General features: G+C 70.2%; 19 protein-coding genes. 15 read left to right on the top strand and 4 right to left on the bottom strand.

Going from position 1 to position 23733, the window contains the following annotated elements; genetic code table 11:
* Nucleotides 1-190 precede the first annotated feature (190 nt).
* From ACTIGN_RS12360 to miaB, 6 genes are all read left to right on the top strand, one after another.
* The gene (locus ACTIGN_RS12360) at nucleotides 191-2074 is read left to right on the top strand and encodes a redoxin family protein (RefSeq protein WP_439624225.1); all 1884 of its coding nucleotides are present in this window, start codon (nucleotides 191-193) and stop codon (nucleotides 2072-2074) included.
* 99 nt (nucleotides 2075-2173) lie between these two features.
* The gene (locus tag ACTIGN_RS12365) at nucleotides 2174-3613 is read left to right on the top strand and encodes an aldehyde dehydrogenase family protein (RefSeq protein ID WP_439624226.1); all 1440 of its coding nucleotides are present in this window, start codon (nucleotides 2174-2176) and stop codon (nucleotides 3611-3613) included.
* A gap of 102 nt (nucleotides 3614-3715) precedes the next feature.
* Nucleotides 3716-4267 (top strand): peptide deformylase, encoded by a 552-nt coding sequence (gene def / locus ACTIGN_RS12370; protein ID WP_439624228.1) that lies wholly within the window; start codon nucleotides 3716-3718, stop codon nucleotides 4265-4267.
* A gap of 157 nt (nucleotides 4268-4424) precedes the next feature.
* On the top strand, nucleotides 4425-5438 hold the full coding sequence (fmt, locus tag ACTIGN_RS12375) for a methionyl-tRNA formyltransferase (protein ID WP_439624230.1): 1014 nt from the start codon (nucleotides 4425-4427) through the stop codon (nucleotides 5436-5438).
* On the top strand, nucleotides 5435-6787 hold the full coding sequence (gene rsmB / locus ACTIGN_RS12380) for a 16S rRNA (cytosine(967)-C(5))-methyltransferase RsmB (RefSeq protein WP_439624232.1): 1353 nt from the start codon (nucleotides 5435-5437) through the stop codon (nucleotides 6785-6787). The genes fmt and rsmB overlap by 4 nt, the downstream gene beginning before the upstream one ends.
* Nucleotides 6788-6900: 113 nt before the next feature.
* The gene (gene miaB / locus ACTIGN_RS12385; RefSeq protein WP_439624234.1) at nucleotides 6901-8376 is read left to right on the top strand and encodes a tRNA (N6-isopentenyl adenosine(37)-C2)-methylthiotransferase MiaB; all 1476 of its coding nucleotides are present in this window, start codon (nucleotides 6901-6903) and stop codon (nucleotides 8374-8376) included.
* A 12-nt stretch (nucleotides 8377-8388) separates the two neighbouring features.
* On the opposite strand, the gene ACTIGN_RS12390 is transcribed toward miaB, so the two are convergent.
* A complete protein-coding gene (locus ACTIGN_RS12390) occupies nucleotides 8389-9102 on the bottom strand; it encodes a polysaccharide biosynthesis/export family protein (RefSeq protein ID WP_439624236.1) in 714 nt (237 codons plus the stop codon).
* Nucleotides 9103-9394: 292 nt separating this feature from the next.
* Between ACTIGN_RS12390 and ACTIGN_RS12395 the strand changes: the two genes are divergently transcribed.
* The 7 genes from ACTIGN_RS12395 to dnaB all read left to right on the top strand — a co-directional run bounded on the left by ACTIGN_RS12395 (nucleotide 9395) and on the right by dnaB (nucleotide 15161).
* Complete coding sequence (locus ACTIGN_RS12395) at nucleotides 9395-10042, top strand: 50S ribosomal protein L25 (RefSeq protein ID WP_439624237.1); 648 nt, start codon at nucleotides 9395-9397, stop codon at nucleotides 10040-10042.
* A gap of 137 nt (nucleotides 10043-10179) precedes the next feature.
* Entirely contained in the window at nucleotides 10180-10827 is a 648-nt protein-coding gene (gene pth, locus ACTIGN_RS12400) for an aminoacyl-tRNA hydrolase (protein ID WP_439624239.1), read from the top strand.
* Between the two features lie 142 nt (nucleotides 10828-10969).
* Nucleotides 10970-11503, top strand: coding sequence for a 30S ribosomal protein S6 (gene rpsF, locus ACTIGN_RS12405; protein WP_439624241.1), 534 nt, complete (start codon nucleotides 10970-10972; stop codon nucleotides 11501-11503).
* A 210-nt stretch (nucleotides 11504-11713) separates the two neighbouring features.
* Nucleotides 11714-12280 carry a single-stranded DNA-binding protein gene (locus tag ACTIGN_RS12410; RefSeq protein WP_439624243.1) on the top strand — a complete coding sequence of 189 codons (567 nt, stop codon included), beginning with the start codon at nucleotides 11714-11716 and terminating at the stop codon, nucleotides 12278-12280.
* 96 nt (nucleotides 12281-12376) lie between these two features.
* Nucleotides 12377-12958, top strand: a complete 582-nt coding sequence (gene rplI, locus ACTIGN_RS12415) for a 50S ribosomal protein L9 (RefSeq protein ID WP_439624245.1) — start codon at nucleotides 12377-12379, stop codon at nucleotides 12956-12958.
* Nucleotides 12959-13131: 173 nt separating this feature from the next.
* Nucleotides 13132-13608, top strand: coding sequence for a VOC family protein (locus ACTIGN_RS12420; protein WP_439624247.1), 477 nt, complete (start codon nucleotides 13132-13134; stop codon nucleotides 13606-13608).
* Nucleotides 13609-13769: 161 nt separating this feature from the next.
* The gene (gene dnaB, locus ACTIGN_RS12425; protein ID WP_439624249.1) at nucleotides 13770-15161 is read left to right on the top strand and encodes a replicative DNA helicase; all 1392 of its coding nucleotides are present in this window, start codon (nucleotides 13770-13772) and stop codon (nucleotides 15159-15161) included.
* Nucleotides 15162-15166: 5 nt separating this feature from the next.
* On the opposite strand, the gene ACTIGN_RS12430 is transcribed toward dnaB, so the two are convergent.
* Nucleotides 15167-16357, bottom strand: a complete 1191-nt coding sequence (locus ACTIGN_RS12430) for an alpha/beta hydrolase family protein (protein ID WP_439624251.1) — start codon at nucleotides 16355-16357, stop codon at nucleotides 15167-15169.
* Between the two features lie 105 nt (nucleotides 16358-16462).
* Complete coding sequence (locus ACTIGN_RS12435; RefSeq protein ID WP_439624253.1) at nucleotides 16463-18478, bottom strand: WD40 repeat domain-containing serine/threonine protein kinase; 2016 nt, start codon at nucleotides 18476-18478, stop codon at nucleotides 16463-16465.
* A 293-nt stretch (nucleotides 18479-18771) separates the two neighbouring features.
* On the opposite strand from ACTIGN_RS12435, the gene ACTIGN_RS12440 reads away from it, so the two are divergent.
* Both ACTIGN_RS12440 and ACTIGN_RS12445 read left to right on the top strand, forming a co-directional pair.
* Nucleotides 18772-20874, top strand: coding sequence for a WD40 repeat domain-containing protein (locus ACTIGN_RS12440; RefSeq protein ID WP_439624255.1), 2103 nt, complete (start codon nucleotides 18772-18774; stop codon nucleotides 20872-20874).
* A 20-nt stretch (nucleotides 20875-20894) separates the two neighbouring features.
* Nucleotides 20895-22478: an eIF2A-related protein gene (locus ACTIGN_RS12445; RefSeq protein WP_439624257.1), complete on the top strand. Its 1584-nt coding sequence runs from the start codon at nucleotides 20895-20897 to the stop codon at nucleotides 22476-22478.
* Between the two features lie 111 nt (nucleotides 22479-22589).
* Here the strand turns inward: ACTIGN_RS12445 and ACTIGN_RS12450 are convergent, their stop codons facing one another.
* Nucleotides 22590-23720, bottom strand: a complete 1131-nt coding sequence (locus ACTIGN_RS12450; protein WP_439624259.1) for a Gfo/Idh/MocA family protein — start codon at nucleotides 23718-23720, stop codon at nucleotides 22590-22592.
* Nucleotides 23721-23733 lie beyond the last annotated feature (13 nt).

Consider the following 23733-nt stretch of genomic DNA (forward strand, 5'->3'; position numbering starts at 1 on the left):
GAGCGCCAGCGAGGGGGTGGACGTCCACCCCCTCGCTGGCGCTCAGGGTTCGCCCCAACTACTCCCGCCGCGGGCCGTCGCGGTTTTCACGCCCGCGGCTCAACCCCGCCCCCTCCGGGTGCCGATGACAGTATCGACTGTCTCAACCTGCACAGCCGGCACAACCGGCGTGCCTCGGAGGTATCCACGGATGGTTACCAAGCGGATCGCGATGCGGGCGGTGGCCGGGTTCAGCCTGTGGGCCGGGGTCGGCTCGGTCGCCGGGGCCCAAGTGCCCGCCGTCACGGTCGAAGACGCGTTCAAGGTGCAGCCGCGGCAGCCGGGGGTGAACGTTGCCACCCCGACGCCGGAGGTAGCGGCCCAGTGCAAGGTGTCGCCGATCCCCAACCCGAAGGACCCGAAGTCCCCAATGGGGTACGTGGTCCGCGACGCCGCGGGCCGCACGGTCCGCCAGTTCGTGAGCTACGACGGCAAGAGCTTCAACATCATCGCCTTCTACACCGAGGGCGTTGAGGCGTACCGCGAGGTGTACCCCCCGGCGCAGAGCGAGCCGTACCAGTTCCGCTGGCTCGGCGTGAACGGGTCGAAGTGGGGGCTCGACAAGGACCGCGACGGCAAGATCGACGAGTGGGTCGTGATGTCGCCCGAGGAGCTGAGCCAGGAGCTGCTCCAGGCGGTGCTCACGAACGACGCCCGCCGGGCCGCGGCGCTGACGGTCAACAAGGCGAACCTGGACGCCCTCGGGCTCCAGGGCGGCGAGGCGCAGCGGGTGCTCGACCGCGCCGGTGGCGTCCCGGCCCGCGTGGCCAAGGCCAACGCCGAGCTGAAGGCCCCGCCGACGGCCGAGTGGATGCACCTGCAACTTGGCGTGCCGCAGGCGACCCCGGCCGACGCCGTCGGCACCCGCGAGGACCTCGTGTTCCACAAGACCGGCACCGTGCTGGTCAAGGACGGCGCGGCGAGCAAGTCGTTCCAGACCGGCGAGATCGTTCAGGTCGGCCGGGCGTGGAAACTCGTGGACGGCCCCGCGGTCGGCTCGGCGGAGAGCGGCGGCGGCCCGCTGGTGTTCCCCGGGGTTGAACCCCTCATCGCGGACCTGAACAAGCTCGACTCCGCCCAGGTCGGCGGTGATGCCGGGGCGATCGCCGCGCACCAGGCGAAGCGCGCCGCGATCCTGGAGCAGATCGTCGCCCAGGCCAACGGTCAGGCCGACGCGAAGATCCGCGAGACGTGGACCAAGCTGCTCCTCGACAGCCTCTCGGCCGCGGCCGAGGGCGAAAAGCTCGACGGCCGGCACCTGGCCCGGATGAAGCAGTTCAAGGAGGCGTTCAGCGGCAAGCCCGGCCCGGTCGGCTCCTACGCCTGGTTCCACTACCTCATCACCGAGAACAGCATCGCCCTCCGCGAGACCACCGGCGGGCAGCAGTTGACCGGGGTGCAGGAGAAGTGGCGCGCGTCGCTGGAGGAGTTCGTGAAGGCGAACCCGAAGGCGGACGAGACCGCCGAGGCGACGCTCCGGCTCGGCATGGCGTTCGAGTTCATGAACACGAAGGACGGCGACGCCAAGGCCAAGGAGTGGTACGAGCAGCTCGCCAAGGCCCACACCGGCCACCCGTACGCGGTCAAGGCCGCCGGGGCGGTGAAGCGGCTCGAGGCCGAGGGCAAGCCGCTGGAGATCGCCGGCACGAACCTCGCCACCGGCCAGCCGTTCAACGCCGCCGCGCTCAAGGACAAGGCCGTCGTCGTGTACTACTGTGCGAACTGGAGCAGCACCCTGGGCGACGACGCCAAGAAGCTCCGGGCGCTGGTGAAGGAGTACGGCTCCAAGGGGCTCGAACTGGTGATCGTGAACCTCGACACCGACGCCAAGGCCGCCACGCAGACGGTCGCGGCCCACGAGCTGCCGGGCACCGTGCTGCACGCCCCGGGCGGCCTCGACGGGAGCCCGCTGGCGGCCCAGTACGGCATCATCGTGGTGCCGCACATCTTCGTCGCCGGCAAGGACGGCAAGGTCGTGAACCGCAACGCCCAGGCCGCCAACCTGGACGACGAAGTCAAGAAGCTCCTGCCGTGATTCGCTGGGGAGAGCGGGGGGCATGAGCCCCCCGAAGCTTTCTGGTCGTTCAGCACTCGGGGGGCTTACGCCCCCCGCTCGCCTTTCTACAGTTCCCCAATGGAACCCTTCGCGTCCGAACTCGCCGCCGCCCGCGCCGCACAGGCCGCGTGGGAGCGGCAGCCGCTCCCCGAGCGCCTCCGGCCGGTCCGCGTGCTGCGCGACCTGATCGTGCGCCGGGCCGACGACCTCGTCGCCGCAGCGCACGCCGACGTTGGCCGCACGGCCGTCGAGGTGCTCGCCACCGAACTCCTCCCGAGCGCTTCGGCGCTCAAGTTCATCGAGCAGGAAGCCTCCCGCGTCCTCGCCCCGCGGACGGTCCCGGGCCGGCTGCGGCCGACGTGGCTCATGGGCAGCCGCGACGTCGTCCACCGCCGGCCGTGGGGCGTCGTCGGCGTCATCGGCACCTGGAACTACCCGATCTTCCTGAACGTCGGCCCGGTCGCACAGGCGCTCGTCGCGGGCAACGCGGTGCTGTGGAAGCCGAGCGAGAACGCGCCGCGGACCGCGGACGTGACGCACGACCTGTTCCGCGCCGCGGGCTTCCCGGCCGAGGTGCTCCAGAAGCTCCCCGCGACCCGCGACGGCGGCCCGCGGCTCGCCGAGACCGACGTGGACTACGTCGTGTTCACGGGCTCCGACGGCGTCGGCCGCAAACTCGCGGCCCGGCTCGGTGAGCGGCTCGTGCCCTCGACGCTGGAACTGTCCGGGTGCGATGCGATGTTCGTGCTGGCCGATGCGAACGTCGAAATGGCCGCGAAGGCCGCTTGGTTCGGCCTCACGCTCAACCGCGGGCAGACGTGCATCGCCGTGCGGCGCGCGTTCGTCCACCGCTCGCGGTACGAGGAGTTCGTCGCGCTGCTCCGCGGCTACGTGGCGAAGGCGTCGCCCGTGTCGCTGGTCACGCCGGGGCAAGCGACGCAGGCCGAGCGGCTCATCGCCGAGGCAGAGAAGCGCGGGGCAGAAGTGCTGCGGGCCGCCGGCCCCGGCGTCGGTGCGACGTACCTCCTGAACGCGCCACCGGACGCCGCGATCTGCCGCGAGGCGTGCTTCGCGCCGGTCGCGGGGGTGATCCCGTTCGACACGATTGACGGCGCGGTGTCACGGGCGAAGCAGTCGCCGTTCGGGCTGTCCGCGTCGGTCTTCACGCAGGACGCTGCTGCGGCGCAGGCGCTCGCGGCGCGCATCCCGTCGGGGAGCGTGGTCGTCAACGACGTGCTGGCCCCGACGGCGCACCCGGCGACGCCGTTCGGCGGGCTCGGCGCGAGCGGCTGGGGCGTGACACAGGGGCCGGAGGGGCTGCTCGCGATGACGATCCCACAGGTCGTCACGGTGCGGAAGGGGTCGTTCCGCCCGCACCTCGACGAAGCGGTGAGCCCCGACCCCGCGACCGCCGACATCCTCCGCGGGCTGCTGCGGGCCACGCACGCCCGCGGCCTCGGCGAGCGGCTCCGCGGGGCGTGGCAGATGGTCCGCGGCGCGCGGCGGAAGAAGAAGTGAACCTTCCGGGGCCGCGGGGGGATCTATACCGGGTGCGGCGGGCCGGGTTTGCTATAATCGAGCATTCACCGACGTGCGGTCTGCTTCCGAGAGCTGCGTCCGATGAAGATCGTGAAATACCCCCACCCGGCGCTCCGCGTGCAAGCGAAGCCGGTGCTGTCCCTGGATAAAGACATCCAGCTCGCCGCCGGCCACATGCTGGAGCTGATGTACGCCAGCGAGGGGCTGGGCCTGGCCGCGCCGCAGGTCGCGCTCGAGCACCGGCTCATCGTCATCAACTTCGCCGGGGACCCGGAGAACAAGGACGCCGAGGTCGTGGCGATCAACCCGGTGATCCTGGACACCAAGGGCGCGATCAGCGACCGCGAGGGGTGCCTGAGCTTCCCGGGGCTGTACCAGAGCGTGCGCCGGTTCAAGACGGTGCGGGTGCAGTTCTTCGATCTGAAGGGCGAGCCGAAGGAGATGATCTGCAACGACCTCGCGTCCCGCATCTGGCAGCACGAGATCGACCACCTCGACGGGGTGCTGTTCATCGACAAGATGGGCTCGCTCGGCCGGTCCCGGAGCGAGAAGGACCTGGAGCAGTTCGTCGCCGACTTCGAGAAGGCCAAGAAGAAGGGCGACCTCCCGCCGGGGCTGGAGCCCAAGTTGTAAAGAGATTGATCCACAGATTACGCAGAAGACACAGATTTTCAGACCGAACAAAGGGCAGCGGCCGGGACCGATAGCTGCTGTTGTTCGTCTGTGCTTCGGCTTCAATCTGCTTGGTTTTCAATCTGTGTCCTCTGCGAAATCTGTGGATAATTATCTGATGCGCATTGTGATGATGGGGACCGGGACGTTCGCGGAGCCGACGTTCGAGGCGCTGCTCGCGGCGTTCGGCGGCGACGTCGTCGGCCTCGTGACGCAACCCGAGCGCGACACCGGCAACAAGCGCGGCAGCACCCGCCAGACCGGGAAGGGCATGGGCGCGATCGCCGCCGCGGCGAGCGTGCCCGTGGCGCAGCCCGAGAGCATCAACACCCCCGACGGACTCGCACAACTCCGCGAACTGCGGCCCGACCTGCTCGTCGTCGCGGCCTACGGCCAGATCCTTTCGAAGGATGTCCTTTCGACACCCACCCGCGGCACGATCAACGTTCACGCCTCGCTGCTGCCGAAGTACCGCGGCGCGGCCCCGGTCGCGTATGCGATCCTCGGCGGCGAGAAGCAAACCGGCGTGACGATCATCAAGGTGACGCCCGGCCTCGACTCCGGCGACATGATCCTGCAACAGGCGCTCGACATCGCGCCAAACGACACGACCGGCACGCTCGAAGCGAAGCTCGCAGCGCTCGGGGCTGGCATGGCGGTCGAAGCGGTTCGCAAGTACAAGGCTGGCGGCCCCGTTGACGGCGAGAAGCAAGACCCCGCACTCGTGACGAAGGCCCCGAAGATCAAGAAGGAGTTCGGGCTGATCGACTGGACGAAGCCTGCCGAGTACATCGAGCGGTTCGTGCGAGCGATGCAGCCGTGGCCCACCGCATACTCGTTCCTGCACCGCCCCGGCAAGGAGCCGATGCGGGTGATTGTCGCGAAAACCTTTCTCAACAGCGGCTACAGTTATGGCCTCCATTCTCCTACTTATCCGGCAGGTACGTTGAATGATGAAGATGGCGATGGCCATTCGCTTACACCTGAGTTGATCGTTGTGAGTGGGGACGGGCTCGGACTGGGGATCTCCGAACTACAACCCGCCGGGAAGAAGAAGATGACGGCCGAGGAGTTCCTCCGCGGGTATCCCATCGTCGAGGGCATGCGGTTCGGCCCGGAAGTGCTCGCATGACGATCACCGCTCGCCAGATCGCCGCCGACGTGCTGCACCGCTCCCGCTCGCACGACGCCTTCGCCGCCGAGTTGATCGACAACGCGGTCGCGGCCGCGAGCATCACCCCGCAGGACCGCCGGTTCCTCACGCAACTCGTGTACGGCGTCATCCGCCGCAAGGGCACGCTCGACGCGCTGCTGCGGCCGTACATGAAGATCCCGTTCCACGCCATCGAACCGCGGGTCTGGGACGCCCTGCACCTCGGCGCGTTCCAGCTCGCGTTCCTCACGGGCGTCCCCACGCACGCGGCCGTACACGAGACGGTCGAACTTGCGAACCACATCGGCAGCCCCAAGGCCAAGGGGTTCCTCAACAGCATCCTGCGGCGCGTGTCGGAACTGGTGACCGGCGACTTCACCGACAAGCCCGACGGCAACGCGGTGCCGATGGACGACGGCCGCTACCGCGTCCTCGCCCGGCCGATCCTCCCGGCACCGGGCACCGACCCGGCGGGGTACTTCGCGGCGGCGTTCTCATTCCCGAAGTGGCTCGCCGACCAGTGGCACCAGCGGTTCGACCCGGACGAGTGCCGGCGGCTCGGGTTCTGGTTCAACGCCCCGCCGCCGCTGTGGGTCCGCGTCAACAAGCTCCACAACGCCCGCGAAACGTACCGGCTGCGGCTCGCGGCCCAGATGATCGACGCCGAGCCCGGCGAGCACCCGCAGTCGCTGCGGTTCCCGGAGCACCACCCGATCCGCGGCCTGCCGGGGTACGACGACGGCGACTTCGCGGTGCAGGACCACTCGTCGATGCTGGTCGCGTCGGCGCTGGGGCTGCAACCCGGGATGCGGGTGCTCGACCTGTGCGCCGCACCCGGAGGGAAGACGACGCACCTCGCGGAGTTGATGGACAACCGCGGGTTCATCACCGCGTGCGACACCGAGCCGCGCCGCCTGGAAACGGTGACAACGCTGTGTCAGCGGCTCCGCATCAAGGGCGTCCGCACGGTGCTGTTGGGGCCGGACGGCGAGTCCCCGCCGGGGCCGTTCGACGCGGCGCTGGTTGACGTGCCGTGCAGCAACACCGGCGTGCTGGGCCGCCGGCCCGAGGTCCGCTGGCGGCTGAAGCCGACGGAGTTCCAGTACCTGATCCGCCTGCAAACGCGGCTCCTTTTCCAGGCGCTCGACCGGGTGAAGTCGGGCGGGCTGGTGGTGTACTCGACGTGCAGCATCGAGCCCGACGAGAACGAGGGCGTGGTGAAGGCCGTGATGCGCGGGATCCGCAACCTGCGCCTCGAAGCCGAGCACCGCGCCGTCCCAGGCCGCCCGTCCGACGGCGGCTACTGGGCGCGCCTGCGGAAGGGGTGAGCGCACGAAGCCCAGCCATCGCGATGGCTGGGCTTCGCTGCGCTCACGTACTCTTGTATCCTCAATCTGATGTCCCTCCCGCTCGGCCCCGTCTCATAACGGTGACCCCGGCCATGACGAAGAAAGTGTTCATCGAGACCGTCGGCTGCCAGATGAACGTGCTCGACAGCGAGTTGGTCATCGGCGCGCTCCGCAAGCAGGGTTACGACCTCACCGACACGCCCGCCGACGCCGACGTGATGCTGTTCAACACCTGCTCGGTCCGCGAGCACGCCGAGGAGAAGACGTACTCGTCGCTTGGCCGCGTCCGGCTCCTCAAGCGCGACAAGCCCGACATCGTCATCGGTGTGCTCGGGTGCATGGCGCAGAAGGACCAGGAACTGATTCGCAAGCGCGCGCCGTACGTCGACATGGTCGTCGGCACCGGGCAACTCGCCGAGGTGCCGAAGCTTGTCGAGAAAGTTAGGGCCACGCGCGAGCCGCAACTCGCTGTCAGCCTCGCACGATCGGCCGCCGGCCGCGACGAGGTCGAGGCGAGCTTCGTGAGCTACGACCCGACCCGCGACCCGACCATGCGGCCCACGCCGTTCCAGGCGTTCGTGCGCATCCAGATCGGGTGCGACAAGTTCTGCACTTACTGCGTCGTGCCCAGCACCCGCGGCCCCGAGCAGAGCCGCCCGCCGGCCCACATCTGGGGCGAGGTCAAGCAACTCGTCGATCAGGGGTGCAAGGAGGTCACTCTCATCGGGCAGACAGTGAACAGCTACGTCTACGACCACGGCGAGCGGCGCACCCGCCTGAGCGACCTCATCGCCGGCATGCACGACGTCGCCGGGCTCGAGCGCATCAAGTTCGTGACCAACTACCCCAGGGACATGACCGACGACCTGCTCGACGCGGTCCGCGAACTGCCGAAGGTGGTGAAGTACCTGCACGTGCCGGTGCAGTCCGGGTGCGACGAGGTGCTGAAGCGGATGAAGCGGAACTACACCGCCGGCTTCTACATGGACATGCTGGGCCGGTGCCGCGAGAAGGTGCCGGGCGTCGCGGTCAGCTCGGACTTCATCGTCGGCTTCTGCGGCGAGACCGAGGAGAGCTTCGCGAAGTCGATGGAGCTGGTGCGCGAGGCGAAGTTCAAGAACTCGTTCATCTTCAAGTACAGCGAGCGCTCGGGGACGAAGGCCGCGGACCGCTACCCGGACGACGTGCCCGAGGACGTGAAGAAGCGCCGCAACAACGACCTCCTCGCGGTGCAGAACGAGAACAGCCGCCTCGACCACCGCCTGCAGGTGGGCACCACGGTCGACGTGCTGGTCGAAGGCCCGAGCAAGCGCACCCAGGCGGGCCCCGGGCACCAGCCCGGGGAGGTGGTCCAACTCACCGGCCGCACGATGACGGACCACATCGTCGTGTTCGACGGGACCGACCGGCTCATCGGCCGCACCGTCCGCGTGGCGGTGACCGACTCCAGCCCGTTCACGCTGTTCGGCGGCGTGCCGACCGACGAGCTCGTGGGCGTGGACCTCGCGAACACCGACCGCGACCCGCCCCCCGCCGCACCGAACCGCTTCTCGCTGCCGCTGGCGTGAGGGCGGCCCGCGTCACGGGGTCCGCGGGCGGGTCCACGGCCACCAGTCCTCGGGCAGCAGGCCGCTGAGGCGGCGGTACAGCGGTCCGAGCCAGTCGGGCAGGATGCGGGCGACCACCGACCGCTTCGTCTCCCCGATGTACACCTCGTCCGACGGCATCAGCGGCACGTTGGTCGCGTGGTTGTTGTCCGCCAGCACGGCCGAGACGTCCACCTGGAACACCTCGGGCCGCTTCCCGCTCGCGACGTTCGGCCGCACCACGTACACCTGGTTCAGCTTCGACCCGGGCGGCAGCCCGCCGACCCGCTTCAGGAAGTCGATGACCGGCTCCGGCCCCTGGTACGGCACGACCCGGCACCGCCCGCGGATCGGCCCGTGCAGGAACACCCTCGAGCTGCGCGCCGCGGCCAGCCGCACAGTTACGTTGTCCGGGTCGGTCCCCGCGAGGCGGGCCAGTTCGTGCCGCACGTCGTCGAGCGTGCGGCCCTCGACCCGCGGCGAGCCCGGGTGAGCCAGCGCCACCCGGCCGTCCAGGTCGACCGACGCGAGCACGTCCCACTCCGGGCGGTCGGCGAACGCGACCTCCAGGACGTCGGGGCAGCCGATGCGGTAGGCAGTGTCGGGTGCGGGGAGCTGGGCGGCGGCGAGGGGGTCGGGCGGGGGCGGGCACGTCTTGCGGAGGAACTTGCAGTCGGCGCACCCGGCGCACAGGACGCACAGCAGCACCGGCCACCGGAGGGCGAGTGCCCGCCGTGTCCGCCCCGCGTCCCGGCCGCTCCGGGCTCGATCGGCACTGGCAGTGCGAAGTTCCACACAATCGGAATCGGCCGCAGAACCGGCACGCCTTCAGTCTTTTTGGCCCCCGCGCCCTTGTCGGTCGGTAACGCGGCGTCCATAATCACCCCTTACGTGTTCCGTGGCGGCCCGCACCCCTGTGGGCCGCCCGCGTGTTTCTGCCGGGGCCGAAGAGGGTAGCGGGGCGGTCCCCCGCGAGAGTACCCGGTCCCACGAGGGTCGCATGTCGCAGTCCATCACACTCAAGGCCACCCCGCGCACCGGCACGGGCTCCCGCGCCGCCGTCAAGCTCCGGAAGCAGGGGCTCGTCCCCGGCGTCGTCTACGGCCACAAGAAGGACACCGCGTCCGTCTCCGTGTCGGCCGAGGAACTCGACCGCGCGATCCGCGTCCTCCACGTCCGGATGCTCGACCTCGAGGTCGACGGCACCCCCGAGACGGTCCTCGTCCGCGAGGTCCAGTGGGACGCCTTCGGCAAGCAGATGATCCACGTCGACTTCGAGCGGAAGTCGCGGACCGACCGCGTCAAGGTCACGGTCCCCGTGGAACTGCGGAACGCCCCGAAGGCGACGGGCGGCGGCGTGCTCGACCAGCCGCTGCACAAGCTGCACATCGAGTGCCTCCTCGGGTCGATCCCCGAGGCCATCCGCATCGACATCACGAACCTCACGCTCGGCAACCCGATCCACGTCCGCGAACTGACGCTCCCCGAGGGCGTCCAGGTGCTGGAGGCCCCCGAAGCGGTCGTCGTCCAGCTCAAGCTGCCGGGCGTGGAAGCCGAACCGGTCGCCGCCGACACGGGGGCCGGCCCCGAGGTCATCAAGCCCGAGAAGAAGAAGGCCGACGAGGAGGCCGAGGAGAAGAAGAAGTGATCGGAGCGGGTGTCGGAGGTCGGGGGTTGGGAACCGGGAGTTGCTGAGCCGCGGGCGCGAACCGCCGCGGCCCGGCAGGGTGTCCCGACCCGGCGGCCCCCAACGTCCGACCCCCAATCTCCAATCCCCGACCAGACATGAAACTCGTCGTCGGGCTCGGCAACCCCGGCCCCAAGTACACCGGCACCCGGCACAACGTCGGCTTCGACGTGATCGACTACCTCGCCGCCGCGCCGGGGTGCCCGGCGTTCCGCGAGAAGTTCGAGGCGTTCGTCACCGAGGTCAAGGAGGGCGACGAGCCCGTCCTCCTGATGAAGCCGCTGACGTTCATGAACCTCAGCGGCCGGGCGGTGCGGGCGGCCCTCGACTTCTACAAGCTCCCGATCGACCGGGTGCTCGTCGTGTGCGACGACTTCAACCTGCCGCTCGGGAAGCTGCGGGTCCGGGCCAAGGGGAGCCACGGCGGCCAGAACGGCCTCCGGAACATCCAGGACCAGTTGGGGTCCGACGCCTACGCCCGGTTGCGGATCGGGGTGGGCCAGCCCGAGCCGGGCGACGCGGTGGACTTCGTGCTCTCGAAGTTCCGCCCCGGCGAGCGGGCCGCCGCGGAGGACGCGGTCGCCCAGGCCGCCCAGGCCGCACTCGCGTGGGTCCGCCACGGCACCGAAGCGGCGATGAACCGCTTCAACGGGGGCGAAGCCACGAATGAAAAAGGTAAAAAGGAAAAGGTAAAGAAAGAGAAGAAGGACACGCGGGACGGGTCGGCGAATCCACCCGCGACTTAGGTGCCTGACTCTTTCACCTTTGGCACTTGAATTGGTTTGTCGGGTTGCTCCCCTCCCCGCGGTGGGGTGGGGTCGCCCGGCCGAACGGCCGGCCGAACCAGGGTAACCACCGGGCCACCCCCGGATCACACGAGAGGTCGCGATGCCGGTTGCCACGTACGAAACGATGTTCCTCCTCGACTCGAACAAGGTGTCTGCGGACGCCGACGGGACGAAGAACCAGGTCCACACGATCCTGGAGCGGCACGGGGCCACCGTCCTCGTCAGCCGCCCGTGGGACTACAACCACAAGCTCGCGTACACGATCAGCAAGCAGAAGAAGGGCGCGTTCCACATCGTGTACTACACGATGGAGAGCACCAAGCAGCGCGAGTTGGAGCGGGACTTCGCCCTCCAGGAAGGGACGATCCTCCGGCAACTCACGCTGAAGGTCGACCCGAAGTGGAGCGAGATCATCCTCGGGATCGCCCGCGAGGACTCCTCGAACGGGTTCGCCGTCCGCGGGATGAAGGACGAGGCCGCCGTTACCACCGACCCCGGCGCGATCGGCGAGGGGATGCCCGGTGCCGACGAGATGACCGGCGGCGGCGGTCGCGACGGCGGGGACCGCGGTGGTCCCGGCGGCCCGCGTGGCCCGCGTGGCCCGCGCCGCGAGATGTCCGACAAGCCGGAGTGAGTGTGATTTTGGCGAGCGGGGGGCGTGAGTCCCCCGGTTGTCACGATAACTACCGGGGGACTCACGCCCCCCGCTCGCCACGGAAACACTACCGACCTTGCACGAGGGCCGCACGTTGGTTTAACCTCCACACCGGACCACGCCTCAACACCCAACCCCGAGCTATAACGTAACACCCAACGGGGGGCGGGTCCGAAGGAGGTCGCACCAATGGCGACACTGAACAAGGTCATGCTGATCGGCCGGCTCACGGACAACCCCGAGCCGCCCCGCAGTCTCCCGAGCGGCGGGACGGTGGTGAAGTTCCGATTCGCCGTCGGGCGTAGTAAAAAGAACCCGGCGACCGGGCAGTGGGAGAACGACCCGAACCCGCTGTACATCGACTGCGAGGCGTTCGCCCGCCCGGACACCAAGCGGGACCTCGTGTCGCTGATCGCGAACTACGCGAAGAAGGGCGACTCGCTGTACCTCGAGGGCCGGCTGCAACTCGACCAGTGGGAAGACAAGAACGGCGGCGGCAAGCGGTCAAAGCACAAGGTCGTCGTTGACGGGATCGAGTTCATCGGCGGGAAGTCCGATGGCGGCGGTGAAGGCGGCGGTGGTGGAATGGGCGGCGGTATGAGTGGGGGCGGAGGCGGTGGTGGCGGCCGCTCCTACGGGGGCGGCAGCGGCGGCGGGAAGTCCGCCGGTGGCCGCCCGAGCGCTCCCCCGCCGAGCGACGACGACGAGTACGGAAGCGGGGGCGGGTCGGGCGGTGACGCCGAGATCCCCTTCTGAGTGCGGGACCGACGGTTCGCGTTCCGCGTGAGTTTGTAGAATCCCCGGGCGGCCCACCGGCCGCCCGGCTCAAGCGTTTATCACGGGACCCGAACCATGGCCAAGACTGCAACCAAGAAGCCCGAGGCGAAGGCCGACAAGCCGGCCGGCAAGAAGCTCCCGACCAAGAAGCCGAAGCACACGCACCACCTCCAGAAGGGGAAGCACGGCGGCACGATGGTCGTCCTCGTGAACGACCTCCTGCACGTCGGCAAGCAGGGCGACCTCGTCGAGGTGAAGCCCGGGTACGCCCGCAACTACCTCATCCCGTACGGCCTCGCCGTCCTGCCGTCGGCCGAGAACCTGCGGACGCTGGACCAGTACAAGATCAAGGTCCAGAAGGCCCGCGAGGCCCGCGTCGCGGACCTCAAGGTGCTCGCCGAGCAACTGTCCCGCCTGCCCGCCGTCACCATCGAGGCCAACGCCACCGAGGACGGCCACCTGTACGGCAGCATCGGGCCGATCGAGATCAGCAAGACCCTCAAGGGGAAGAACCTGCTGGTCGAGGGCGACATGGTCAAGCTCGAGCACCCGATCAAGGAAGCGAACACCCTCACCGAGGTGCCGCTGAGCCTCGGGTACGGGATCGAGACCAAGATCCAGGTGCTCGTCGTCGCGCTGGCCCCCGGCAAGAAGTGACCCCTTCGGGCGAACACGCTCCACACGGAACCCCCGGCACGCCGGGGGTTTTTCGTTTCGCGGGGTGAGCTTGTTTCGATTCGCGGCGATTGGTATACATTCGATCAAAGTCGAATGCCGATAGGTACGGGCGTCCACAGTGGTCGCCCGTCACCGTCAACCAGGAGCCCGTAATGAGCGTCAGCCACCAACCCGCGTCGTACCACACCCTCACGCCGTACCTCATCATCAAGGGCGCGGCGGCGGCGATCGACTTCTACAAGGCGATCTTCGACGCGACCGAGGTGATGCGGATGACCGGCCCGGACGGCACCATCGCGCACGCCGAGGTGAAGATCGGCGACAGCATCATCATGCTGAGCGAGGAGAACCCGGCGTGGGGCACCAGGAGCCCGCAGGCGCTCGGCGGTTCGCCCGTTGGCATGTGCCTCTACTTCCCCGACGTGGACGCCCGGTTCGACGCGGCCGTGGCCGCCGGGGCGAAGGTGGTGCGGCCGGTCGCGGACCAGTTCTACGGTGACCGCAGCGGCACCGTCACCGACCCGTTCGGGCACCAGTGGACGCTCGCCACGCACGTCGAGGACGTCGCCCCGGAGGAGATGATGAAGCGGTTCGCCCAGGTGATGACGGCGATGCAACCCGCCGCGTGACGCGCCCGCACGACCGGACCCCGACCCACCCTGCCCCGCCCGCCGTCCCAACCGGCGGGCTTGATTTTTCCCCCATCGGCCGGGTATCAAACCGGGAGCCGACGCCGGTGTACGGACAGTCAGATCGCCGGCCGCCTCACACCGCCCCCGGGACGCCCGTCATGTCCGACCCGATGACCGACCGCCTGCCGCCCCACAACCGCGACGCCGAGCGGGGCGTCATCGGGGGCATCCTCCGCGACCCCGACGTGCTCCCGACGGTCCAGCAGACCCTCAAGGGCGACAACTTCTACTTCGACGCGCACCAGAAGATCTACCAGGCCATCACCGACCTGTCGAACGAGAACCAGCCGTTCGACCTCGTGATGATCTCCGAGCGGCTCAAGAAGGGCAAGCAACTCGAGGACGTCGGCGGCAACGCGTACCTTGCCGACCTGTGGGACGCGGTGCCGACCGGGGCCAACGCCGAGTACCACGCGAAGATCGTCCGCGACACGGCGATGGTGCGGAGCCTGATCCACGCCGGCAACGAGATCCTCCGCGACTCCTTCGACCGCACGCAGTCGGCCGACGAACTCGTCGCGCAGGCCGAGCGGAAGATCATGGACATCGCGAAGGCCGGCATGGTCGGCGAGACGTTCTCGCTCAAGGACACGCTCAACGAGGCATTCGCGCGACTCGACGCCCGCGTCGGGGGCACCGACCTCTCGATGAGCGGGATGCCGACCGGGTACGTCGATCTCGACAACATCACCGCCGGGCTGCACAAGTCGGAACTCGTCATCATCGCCGCGCGGCCGTCGGTCGGCAAAACGGCGTACGCACTCAATCTCGTGAGGAACATCCTCACGGCCCACGACCCGAACGATCCGAACGCCCCGCCGCCGCCGGTGATCCTGTTCTTCAGCCTGGAAATGGCCCGGATCGAACTCGCCGAGCGGTTGCTCACCTGCCAGTCCCGGGTGGACAGCCACAAGGTCCGCAAGGGGCACCTGAACACCGACGACATCACGAAGCTGATGGAGGCCGGCGACGCGCTCCGCCGGGCGCGGCTGTACATCGACGACACCCCGAGCCGGACCATGATCCAGATCGGGGCGACGGCGCGGCGCATCGACAAGAAGCACGAGAAGGAGGGCGGGCTGCAACTGGTGGTGATCGACTACCTGCAGCTCATCGAGCCCGAGAGCCGCCGCGACCCGCGGCAGGAGCAGGTGGCCCAGATCAGCCGGCGGCTCAAGTTCCTCGCCCGCGAGCTGAACATCCCGGTGATCGCTCTGGCCCAGGTGAACCGGGCGTCCGAGGACCGGCAGGACCACAAGCCGCGGCTCTCGGACCTCCGCGAGTCCGGCTCGATCGAGCAGGACGCCGACACCTGCATGATGCTCCACCGCCCCGGCAAGTTCGACGGGACGACGGAGGACAACATCCTCGAAGTCATCATCGCCAAGCAGCGCAACGGCCCCACGGGGGAGATCACGCTGACGTGGCGGAAGGCGTACAACCGGTACGAGAACTACATCGCCGACGCGGCCCACGGCGGCGGGCTGTGACCCGCTCACTTCGCGGGCAGCACGGCGTGCGGGGCAGAGACCTCCAAGCCGCGCTCGTCGGTGACCGCGAGGTAGTACACCAGCGGGCGGGCGTCGGGCAGCTTCGCGGTCGCCTTGCCGTCCTTGATCTCGGCGGGCAGCGTCTTCCACTCGCGCTTCTGCCACACTCCCTCCGCGACCGCGTAGTGCAGGCTCGCGGCCTTCACCTTCGTCTTGCTCGCCACCGGGGCCGAAGCGGCGTCGCCGTCGCGGGCCATCTCGCCGATCTCGGGGAGCGGGTCGCCCTTCTTCAGCACCGAGTCGATGAACGCGTCGACCTCGCCGAAGCTCCAGATGTGCCCGTGCGGGAGCCGGACGCGTACCGAGACGGTCCGCGGGGCCCTTACGAGCTGGTACGACTTCTGGTAGCTGTCGAGCGGGTACGCGAAGTCGTTGGTGCCGTTCAGGAACAGGACCGGGCACTTCACGTTCGGCAGGTACGCGGACGGATCGAACGCCTCGGTCCACCGCTTCCGGCGCTCGGGCTCGACCTTCGTGAAGCGGTCCGCGGTCCAGACGCTGTTCTCGTGCAGGAACCCGCACCCGTAGACCGGCACCGCGGCCTTGAAGCGGTCGTCGAGCCCGGCGACGATGCACGTCAGGTAGCCGCCCCAACTGATGCCGGTGACGGCGGTACGGTCCTTGTCCACTTCGGGGAGCGCGCGCAGCAGGTTGTGCCCGCGGACCACGGCGGCGACCGCGTGGTAGGTCCACATGTCCCTGACGGTCTTGTCGTCGAAGGCGCGGAACTTCGTCTCGTCGGACTGGTCCGGGCCGCCGTCGGCGAGGCGGCCGGCGGGGCCGACGCCCGCGAGGTCCATCGCCAGCGCACAGTACCCGCGGGCCGCCCAGTGCTCGGCCCAATCGCGGAACGCCTTGCCGCCGCCGCCGTGGACAAGCACCACCGCGGGGAACGGGCCGTCGCCCGCTGCCGGCTTCGCGTAGTAGGCGAACACCCGCGTCGGCTTCCCCTGGTACGGCTCGCCGGGGTAGTACACCTCGCGGGCTCTGCCGACCTCCTTGCCCCACTCGGGCTTCACCTCGGTGGCCCCGAGGGCCTTCACGTCCCACGGGCCGGTCGCCGGGGCCTGCGCGTGCGCGGGGGCGGTGGCGAGCAGGAACAGGACGACGAGCGGAGCGAAGCGGGTGAGGGGCACGGCGGGTCTCCGGGGCGGGAACGGGCGGCACCGGAGATGGTATCGGAACCGACGGCCGGCGGGACCGCGCGGCCGGGAATTGTGGGCGGAGCGACCAGATAGCGATCAGATCACGGGGGCCGGCCAGCGGATCAGCATGCCGTCGCCGCCGCCGGAATAGAACGAGCGGCCGTCGGGGGCGAACACGAGCGACCGCACGGGGGCGGTGTGGGCGGTGTACGCCACCACTTCTTCGCCGTCCTCGGTGCTCCACACCCGCACCGTCTTGTCCGCCCCGCCGCTCGCCAGGAGCCGGCCGTCGGGCGAGAACGCGACGCACAGGACGTTCCCCGAGTGGCCGGGGAACTTCACGAACGTCCCGGTGGGCTGCCGGACGGCGAGCGCCTCGCCGGCGACCGCGACCCGCTTGCCGCCGAACGCCAGCCCCGTGATCGGGCCGACCCCGGCCGGGAGCGTCCCCTTGGTCTTGCCGGACCGGAGGTCCCACTGCCGCACGGTGCCGTCCATGCCGGCCGAGAGCAGCGACTCGGGGGCGACGAACCACAGGGCGGTGACCGGCCCGGAGTGACCCTTCATGCAGAACGTGCGGGGGCCGGTCGCGTCGGCGACCCACAGCCACACCATGCTGTCGTCGGCCCCGGCGGCGATGGCCTTGCTGTCCTGCGAGATGGCGACGCACCGCACGTTCGCGGCCGGCCCGCGGAGCCGCCGCTGCTCGGCCCCCGTCGTCAGGTCCCAGAGCTGCACGCCCATCTCGGACGTCGTGAGCCGGGTGGCGCAGGTCGCGAACCGCTTGCCGTTGGGCGACAGGACCATGCCGTCGACCGGGCCGAAGTCGCCGAGGAAGGTGCGGGCCTCCTGGAGCTTCGCGGGCTGCCAGAGCCGCACCCGGCTGTCCTCGCCGGCCGTCACGAGGAGCGCCCCGTCGTCGGTGACGGCCAGGCCGCGGATGCCGGCGTCGTGGGCCTTGACCTGCGCGAGCGGGCCTGCGGGCTCGGGCTCGGCCATGACGGGCGGGGCCGACGACACCGGGCCGCCCTCGCCGCGGAGGATCCGGTCGAGGGCCGTCACCACGTCGCCCGCGTGCTGGTACCGGTCCTCGGGGTCGCACGCGAGCATCTTGCGGACGACCGAGTCGAGCAGCGGGGGCACGTCCCGGCGCTTGGCCAGCGGCGACGGCGGCGGCTCGGTGAGCGCCTTGCGGAGCTTCTCGACGAGCGTCTTGCCGGGGAACGGGACCTCGCCCGTGAGCAGGAAGTACAGCGTCCCGCCGAGGCTGAACAGGTCGCTGCGGCCGTCGGCCTGGCGCGAGTTCTCGGCCTGCTCCGGGGACACGTAGTCGGGGGTGCCGAGGAACATGCCCTCCTGCGTCAGCCCGGTGTCGGAGTCCTGGCCCTCGGGGGTGACGACTCGGGCCAGGCCCATGTCGAGGATCTTGACCTTGGGGAGCCGGCCGCCCTTGATCGCGTCGGACCCGATCGGGCCGGGGGACACCATGAGGTTCGACGGCTTGATGTCGCGGTGGACGATCCCCTGCTCGTGGGCGTGCTGGAGCCCGTCGGCGACCTGGCGGGTGTAGTACACCGCGTCGGTGACCGGGAGCGGCCCGCTGCCCCGGACGAGCCGCAGCAGGTCGATCCCCGGGACGTACTCCATCGCCAGGTACGGGAACGCCCCGTCCAGGTCGGTGTGGTACACCATGACGATGTTCGGGTGGTTCAGCAGGGCCGAAGCCTTGACCTCGGCCATGAACCGCTCGCGGACCCCGGGCCGCTCCAGCTTCGCCGGGATGATCGCCTTCAGGGCGACGATGCGGTTCATCGCGACCTGCCGGGCCTTGTAGATCACGCCCATGCCGCCGCGGTTCAGTTCCTCCATGATCTCGAACCCGGCGACCGTCTTGCCGGGCGCGGCCGCCACGGACTCGGCGGCCGACTGCGCGGCCTCCTCGGGGAGTTGCACGTAGGTTCCCGATCCGGAGTGGGGGCGGGGGACGTGGACGGGCGGCGGGGCCGAGAACTTCGACGCGCCCGACGACCCGCCGAACAGCGAGAGCGGGTCGAACGGGGCCGGCGTCGGCAGCGAGCACACCGGGCAGATCGCGCGCACGTCGGCGGGCACGGGCGCACCCTCCGGGTGGTCCCAGCTCCTGCCGCACGAGCACGTCAGTCGGACGGTTGTCATGTGTACGAAGCCGGATACCCCGGTGCGCCCGCGCCGCAGTGATTCCGTTCCTCTATTGCACCACCGCGGGGAACCCGGGACAAGTCCACATCGGCCGCCGCCCGCCCGTTTTACTCGCCCCCCGCGGCGCGTCCGGCACGGGTAACTTCCCTGCCGCTTTCGTGCCGGCGGCGGTTATACTGGGGCCGGGCGTGCCCGCGTGCCGCGGGCGCGAGAGCGAGAAGCCGCTCATGTCGATTCCGATCACCTGCCCGGCGTGCCGCGCCCGGTTGAAGCCCCCGCCCGGGTGCGCCAAGACAAAGGCCCGGTGTCCGAAGTGCCACGCCCGGGTCAATCTCGCGGCCGCCCTCGACGCCACAGCATACCACCAAGACTCGGCCGCGTCCCTCGCGGAGTTCACCGCACCGGAACTCCCCGCACTCACGGGCCGGGCCGCGGAGCCCACCACACCGTCCAGGCCCACCAACCCGTCCCCACCCGCGCGACCGGCACCGGCGGACACCGCAGTTCTGCCGCTCCCGCTGCCGGACCGCGAGGAGGACCCGCTCCCGTACCTCGACCTGAACCCGACCGCCCGCCCCGCAGCCGCGCCGCCGGGCGACGAACTGCTGACGCTCGACGACGACCCAGGGCCGCCCGCGCCCGCCCCGGCCGCTCGCCAGCCGTTCCGCACCCCGGTGGAGGTGACGTTCGACTCGGCCGCCTTGTTCACCGGGGCGTGCGAGGTGGTGCTCGTCCCGCACGGCCTGTTCCTCGAAAGCACCCCGTACCGCCCGTTCCTGTACGCCGCCGCCGGTACCCCGGTGAGCGGGACCGGCCGGGAACTCGTCCTCACGCTCGGCGGCCTGCGGGCGGTGACCGTGCGGTTCCCCGGGCCGGACGGGGAACGGGTCGCCGGCGACACGGCCGCGTTCCTCGCCGGCGAGCGGCCGGTGCCCGCGACGGCGGACTACCGGCGCGACCCGCTGTGGCTGCTGTCGCTGGCGGTCATCTTCTCGCTGGGGCTGGCGGCCGGGCCGCTCGTGATGGGTGAAGCGACCGACCTTGGGACGGGCACCGGGGTGCCGATCGCCGTCGGGTTCGCCGCGTGCGGGCTGCTGGCGAACGCGGCGGTCGTGTTGCTGTTGCGCGCGTCGGTCCCGGTCAAGGTGGCGGCGATGGCGGCGGTCGCGGTGCTGGGCACCGGCGTGTTCGTGGCCGCGGTCTCGGCCTACGGCGCCGGCCGCAAGCACGAGGCGGACCAAGCGAGGGCCGCCGAGCCCGTCCCTGTTCCGGCGCCGCCGCAACCGAAGGTCGTGCTCCAGGAGCCGCCGCCCGTCGCGCCCGCGAACCGCCTGCTCACGGCCCAGGACAGCGCGTACCGCGACGGCGTGTTCACCTTCGACGACGGACCCGACGAGGTGACCGCGGTCGCCGTCACCCCCGGCGGCCGGGCCATGATCGCGGGCTACCGCTCCGGCGCGACACGCATTTGGCGGTTCGACCAACTCCCGCTCGTGGACCCGTTCAGCCCCGGCCCCAAGGTCGAGGGACCCGTCACCAGCATCCGCTTCGACGCGACCGGCGAACTCGCGTTCTTCGCCACCACCGGGGGGACCGCAGCGGTCGCGTGGAACGACCCGCCGGAGGTGCCGGTGAAGATCCCGGGCGAGCCGTTCGCGGCGTTCCCGTTCCCGAACGGCGAGCGGTTCGCCACGGTGCGCGGGACCGCACTGACGATCCGCTACCTGCCGACCGCACTCATCAAGAAGCCGGACACTCAGGCCAAGGGCTACCCGCTGCTCCAGCCGAAAGACGAGGTCATCCCGATCGACGTGAAGGGGCAGATCCCCCTGGGCGGTCAGCGGCCGACGTTCCTCGCGTGGCACCCGACGGGGAAGTTGCTCGGGGGCCACGCGGACGGGAGCGTTGTGTCGTGGGGCGCGGCCGGCCCGCGGTTCGAGGTCGTCACCCGCGAGCACAAGGCGGCCGTGCGGGTGTGGGCCGCGTCTCCCGCAACGGGGGACTTCGCGACCGGCGACGCCGGGGGGGGCGTCGGCCTGTGGGCGAACAAGGCGATGACGCCGAAGGTGTTCGCGGCGACCAGCAGCATCGCCGCGGGGGCGGAAATCCGGCACCTGGCGTTCAGCCCGTCGGGCGCGCTCCTCGCGGTGGCCGACGCGGCGAACGTCGTGTGGGTGTGGAACGTCGCCACGATGAAGCCCGTGGTGCAGGTGACACGGCCGACCCCCGTGCGGGCGCTCGCGTTCGGCCCGACCGACGACCTGATCCTGCTCGGCACCGGCCGCACCTTCGAACTGTGGCACCGCCCCGAACTCGCCAAGCAACCGTGACCCCTCGCCGAGCCCTCCCCATGATCCGCACCTCTCTCGCCTGCGTGCTCCTCGCGATTTCCGCCGCCCCCGTGGTCGCGGCCGACCCGCCGACGTACTGGCGGGACGTGCGGCCGATCCTCCGCAAGCACTGCACGGTCTGCCACAGCGAGCGGAAGCTCTCGGAGGTCGAACTCTCGGCCGGGCTCGCGCTCGACAAGCCGGAGTTGGTCCGCAAGAACCCGAAGGTGCTCGCGCCGGGCAAGCCCGACGAGTCGCTCCTCGCCACGCTGCTCGCGTCGAAGGACAAGAAGCGCGCGATGCCGCTCGACGCCGCCCCGCTCCCCGAGGCCGACATCGCGACCATCCGCAAGTGGATCGCCGCCGGCGCGCCCGACGGCGCGGTGCCGAAGGAGGCCGACACCGGAGCGGCCGCGGTCGGCCCGGCGAAGGTCCGCAAGCTCGACGTAACGTTCGCGACAAGGGCCGTGCTGCCGAAGGCCGCGGGCCTCCCGGGGCCGCTCGACGTCACGCTCCAGGTCGGGCCGCTACCGCCCGTCGCCGCGGTCGCGTTCAGCCCGGACGGAAAGCGGCTCGCAGTGGGCGTCTACGGCCGCGTCACCGTGTGGGACCTCGAAGCCGCGAAGCCGGCGAAGTTCCTCACGAACGTACTCGGTGCGGTCAACGACCTGAAGTTCTCGCCCGACGGCTCGCTCCTCGCGGTGTCGGGCGGCCAGCCGTCGGCCCGCGGCGACCTGCGACTGTTCGACACCAAGGACTGGAAGCTCGTCCACTCGCTCGGCGGCCACCTCGACACCGTCTCCGGCGTGGCGTTCTCGCCCGACGGCGCGAAGCTCGCATCGGCCAGCTTCGACAAGACGGTGCGGCTGTGGGACGTGAAGACCGGGACGGTGCTGCACACGTTCGGGGGCCACTCGGACTCCGTGTACGCGGTCGCGTTCGGCCCCGGCGGCGAGTGGTATGCGACCGCGAGCAAGGACCGCACCGGGCGGCTCGTGGACGCCGCGACGGGCAAGGGCCGCCTCACGTTCAGCGGGATGGAGCAGGAGGTGCTCGCGGTCGCGGTCCGCTCCGACGGGCAGGTCGTCACGAGCGGCTTCGAGACGCAGGTGAGTTGGTGGGACCCGAAGACGGCCGAGCGGCTGCGGCGCACCGGCGGCCCCGGTACGGCGAGCCACGAACTGGCGTTCAACGCGAAGGGCACGCTCCTCGCGATCGCCGGCGGCGACGGCACCGTGCGGCTCGCGGACGCGAAGGCCGGCACGCCCGGCAAGCCGCTCGCAGTCGGGAGCGCCGTGTTCGCAGTCGCGCTCGACGCCGACGGCAAGCGCGTCGCGACCGGCGCGGCCGACGGGACCGTGAAGTTGTGGGACGCGGCCGACGCCCGGCTCCTGGCGACGCTCTGGAGCGGAACCGGTGACAACTGGCTGTCACTCACCCCCGAGGGGTACGCGGCCGGGGCCGAGGCGACGCTGGCGGCGACCGTGTGGAGGGCCGGCGGCAAGCCGGTCGCCGACGCACAGCTCCTGGCCCCGCTGCTCGCCCCCGCCGCCGTGGCGAAGGCGACCGCGGGCCAGAAGGTGCCCGACCCGGTGTGGAAGTGAAGAGAGATTGGCCGCAAAAGAGCACACACGACGCACGGGTTTCGTGATCCACTTCTTCTTGTGTGACTTCTGTGCTTTTTTGCGGCCGATCTCTCTTCTCTGATCGACACGTCAGTACATCGGGATCTCGACGCGGTCGCCGCCCTTCATGGCGCTCTCGTGGGCGCAGATGCCGACCAGCGTCCAGTTCGCGCTCGTCGGGGCGTCGGGGAACGCGGGCTGCTTGCCCAGCACCGCCATCAGGAAGTTGTGGACGAGGTGCGGGTGGCTGCCGCCGTGCCCGGCCCCTTGCAGGAAGCTCAGGTGCGTCGCGTCGTGGATCGCACCGGTGTACTTGCGGACCGGCTCCGGGAGCCGGCCGGCGAAGTCGGGCACCTTCACCCGCCGCGGGATCTGCGCCTCGGGCAACCCCCGCGAGTGCAGCACCGGCTCCTCGCCCTCGACCTGCTGCCACTCGAAGCTCACGTTGCTCGCGGTCACGTCGAAGCTCTCGCGGTACTGCCGGGCCGTGTCGAACAGGCTCCGCGTGACCTCCGCGACCACGTCCGACCCCTTGATCTTGAACGTCGCCGACTCGACCGCGAACGGGCTCCCGTAGATCTTGTGGTACTCCTCGCGGATGCGGCCCGACCCGTGGCACACGACGCTCTCGGCCAGCGCCGCCGTGCCCTTCGCCGGGTCGCTGAGGATCGCCAGGCACGGGCTCACGCAGTGCGTCGCGTACCACATCGGCGGCAGGCCGGGCCAGTAGCCCGGCCACCCGTCCATGTCCTGCTGGTGGCTCCCGCGGAGGAACTGGATGCGGCCGAGCACCCCGCGGTCGTACAGGTCCTTCGCGAACAGGTACTCGCGGCTGTACACCACCGTTTCCATCATCATGTAGGTCTTCCCGACCTTGCGCTGCAGCTCGACGATCTCCCTGATCTCGTCCTTCGTCGTCGCCATCGGCACCGTGCAGGCGACGTGCTTGCCGGCCTTCAGCGCCTTGATGGTCTGGGCGGCGTGGTCAGGGATCGGGCTGTTGATGTGGACCGCGTCGACGTTCGGGTCCTTCAGCAGCTCGTCGTAGTCGGTGTACGCCTTCGCGACGCCGAACTGCTTGGCCGCACGCTCGAGTTCGGCCTTATCGCGGCGGCTGATCGCGTACATCTCGGCGTTCGGGTGGTCCTGGTAGATGGGGATGAACTCGGCCCCGAACCCGAGGCCGACGATGGCGACGCGGACTTTGCGGTCGGACGACATGGAGAGACTCCGG

Origin of the sequence: Gemmata sp., assembly GCF_051859125.1 — a bacterium.
In the GTDB taxonomy this organism is placed as follows: domain Bacteria; phylum Planctomycetota; class Planctomycetia; order Gemmatales; family Gemmataceae; genus Gemmata.

Coding starts and splice junctions, on each gene's coding strand:
- ACTIGN_RS12420 (WP_439624247.1), top strand. CDS start 13,132: ATGAGCGTCAGCCACCAACCCGCGTCGTACCACACCCTCACGCCGTAC.
- ACTIGN_RS12410 (WP_439624243.1), top strand. CDS start 11,714: ATGGCGACACTGAACAAGGTCATGCTGATCGGCCGGCTCACGGACAAC.
- rsmB (WP_439624232.1), top strand. CDS start 5,435: ATGACGATCACCGCTCGCCAGATCGCCGCCGACGTGCTGCACCGCTCC.
- ACTIGN_RS12445 (WP_439624257.1), top strand. CDS start 20,895: ATGATCCGCACCTCTCTCGCCTGCGTGCTCCTCGCGATTTCCGCCGCC.
- ACTIGN_RS12450 (WP_439624259.1), bottom strand. CDS start 23,720: ATGTCGTCCGACCGCAAAGTCCGCGTCGCCATCGTCGGCCTCGGGTTC.
- rplI (WP_439624245.1), top strand. CDS start 12,377: ATGGCCAAGACTGCAACCAAGAAGCCCGAGGCGAAGGCCGACAAGCCG.
- dnaB (WP_439624249.1), top strand. CDS start 13,770: ATGTCCGACCCGATGACCGACCGCCTGCCGCCCCACAACCGCGACGCC.
- ACTIGN_RS12365 (WP_439624226.1), top strand. CDS start 2,174: ATGGAACCCTTCGCGTCCGAACTCGCCGCCGCCCGCGCCGCACAGGCC.
- miaB (WP_439624234.1), top strand. CDS start 6,901: ATGACGAAGAAAGTGTTCATCGAGACCGTCGGCTGCCAGATGAACGTG.
- pth (WP_439624239.1), top strand. CDS start 10,180: ATGAAACTCGTCGTCGGGCTCGGCAACCCCGGCCCCAAGTACACCGGC.
- ACTIGN_RS12360 (WP_439624225.1), top strand. CDS start 191: ATGGTTACCAAGCGGATCGCGATGCGGGCGGTGGCCGGGTTCAGCCTG.
- ACTIGN_RS12440 (WP_439624255.1), top strand. CDS start 18,772: ATGTCGATTCCGATCACCTGCCCGGCGTGCCGCGCCCGGTTGAAGCCC.
- ACTIGN_RS12395 (WP_439624237.1), top strand. CDS start 9,395: ATGTCGCAGTCCATCACACTCAAGGCCACCCCGCGCACCGGCACGGGC.
- rpsF (WP_439624241.1), top strand. CDS start 10,970: ATGCCGGTTGCCACGTACGAAACGATGTTCCTCCTCGACTCGAACAAG.
- def (WP_439624228.1), top strand. CDS start 3,716: ATGAAGATCGTGAAATACCCCCACCCGGCGCTCCGCGTGCAAGCGAAG.
- fmt (WP_439624230.1), top strand. CDS start 4,425: ATGCGCATTGTGATGATGGGGACCGGGACGTTCGCGGAGCCGACGTTC.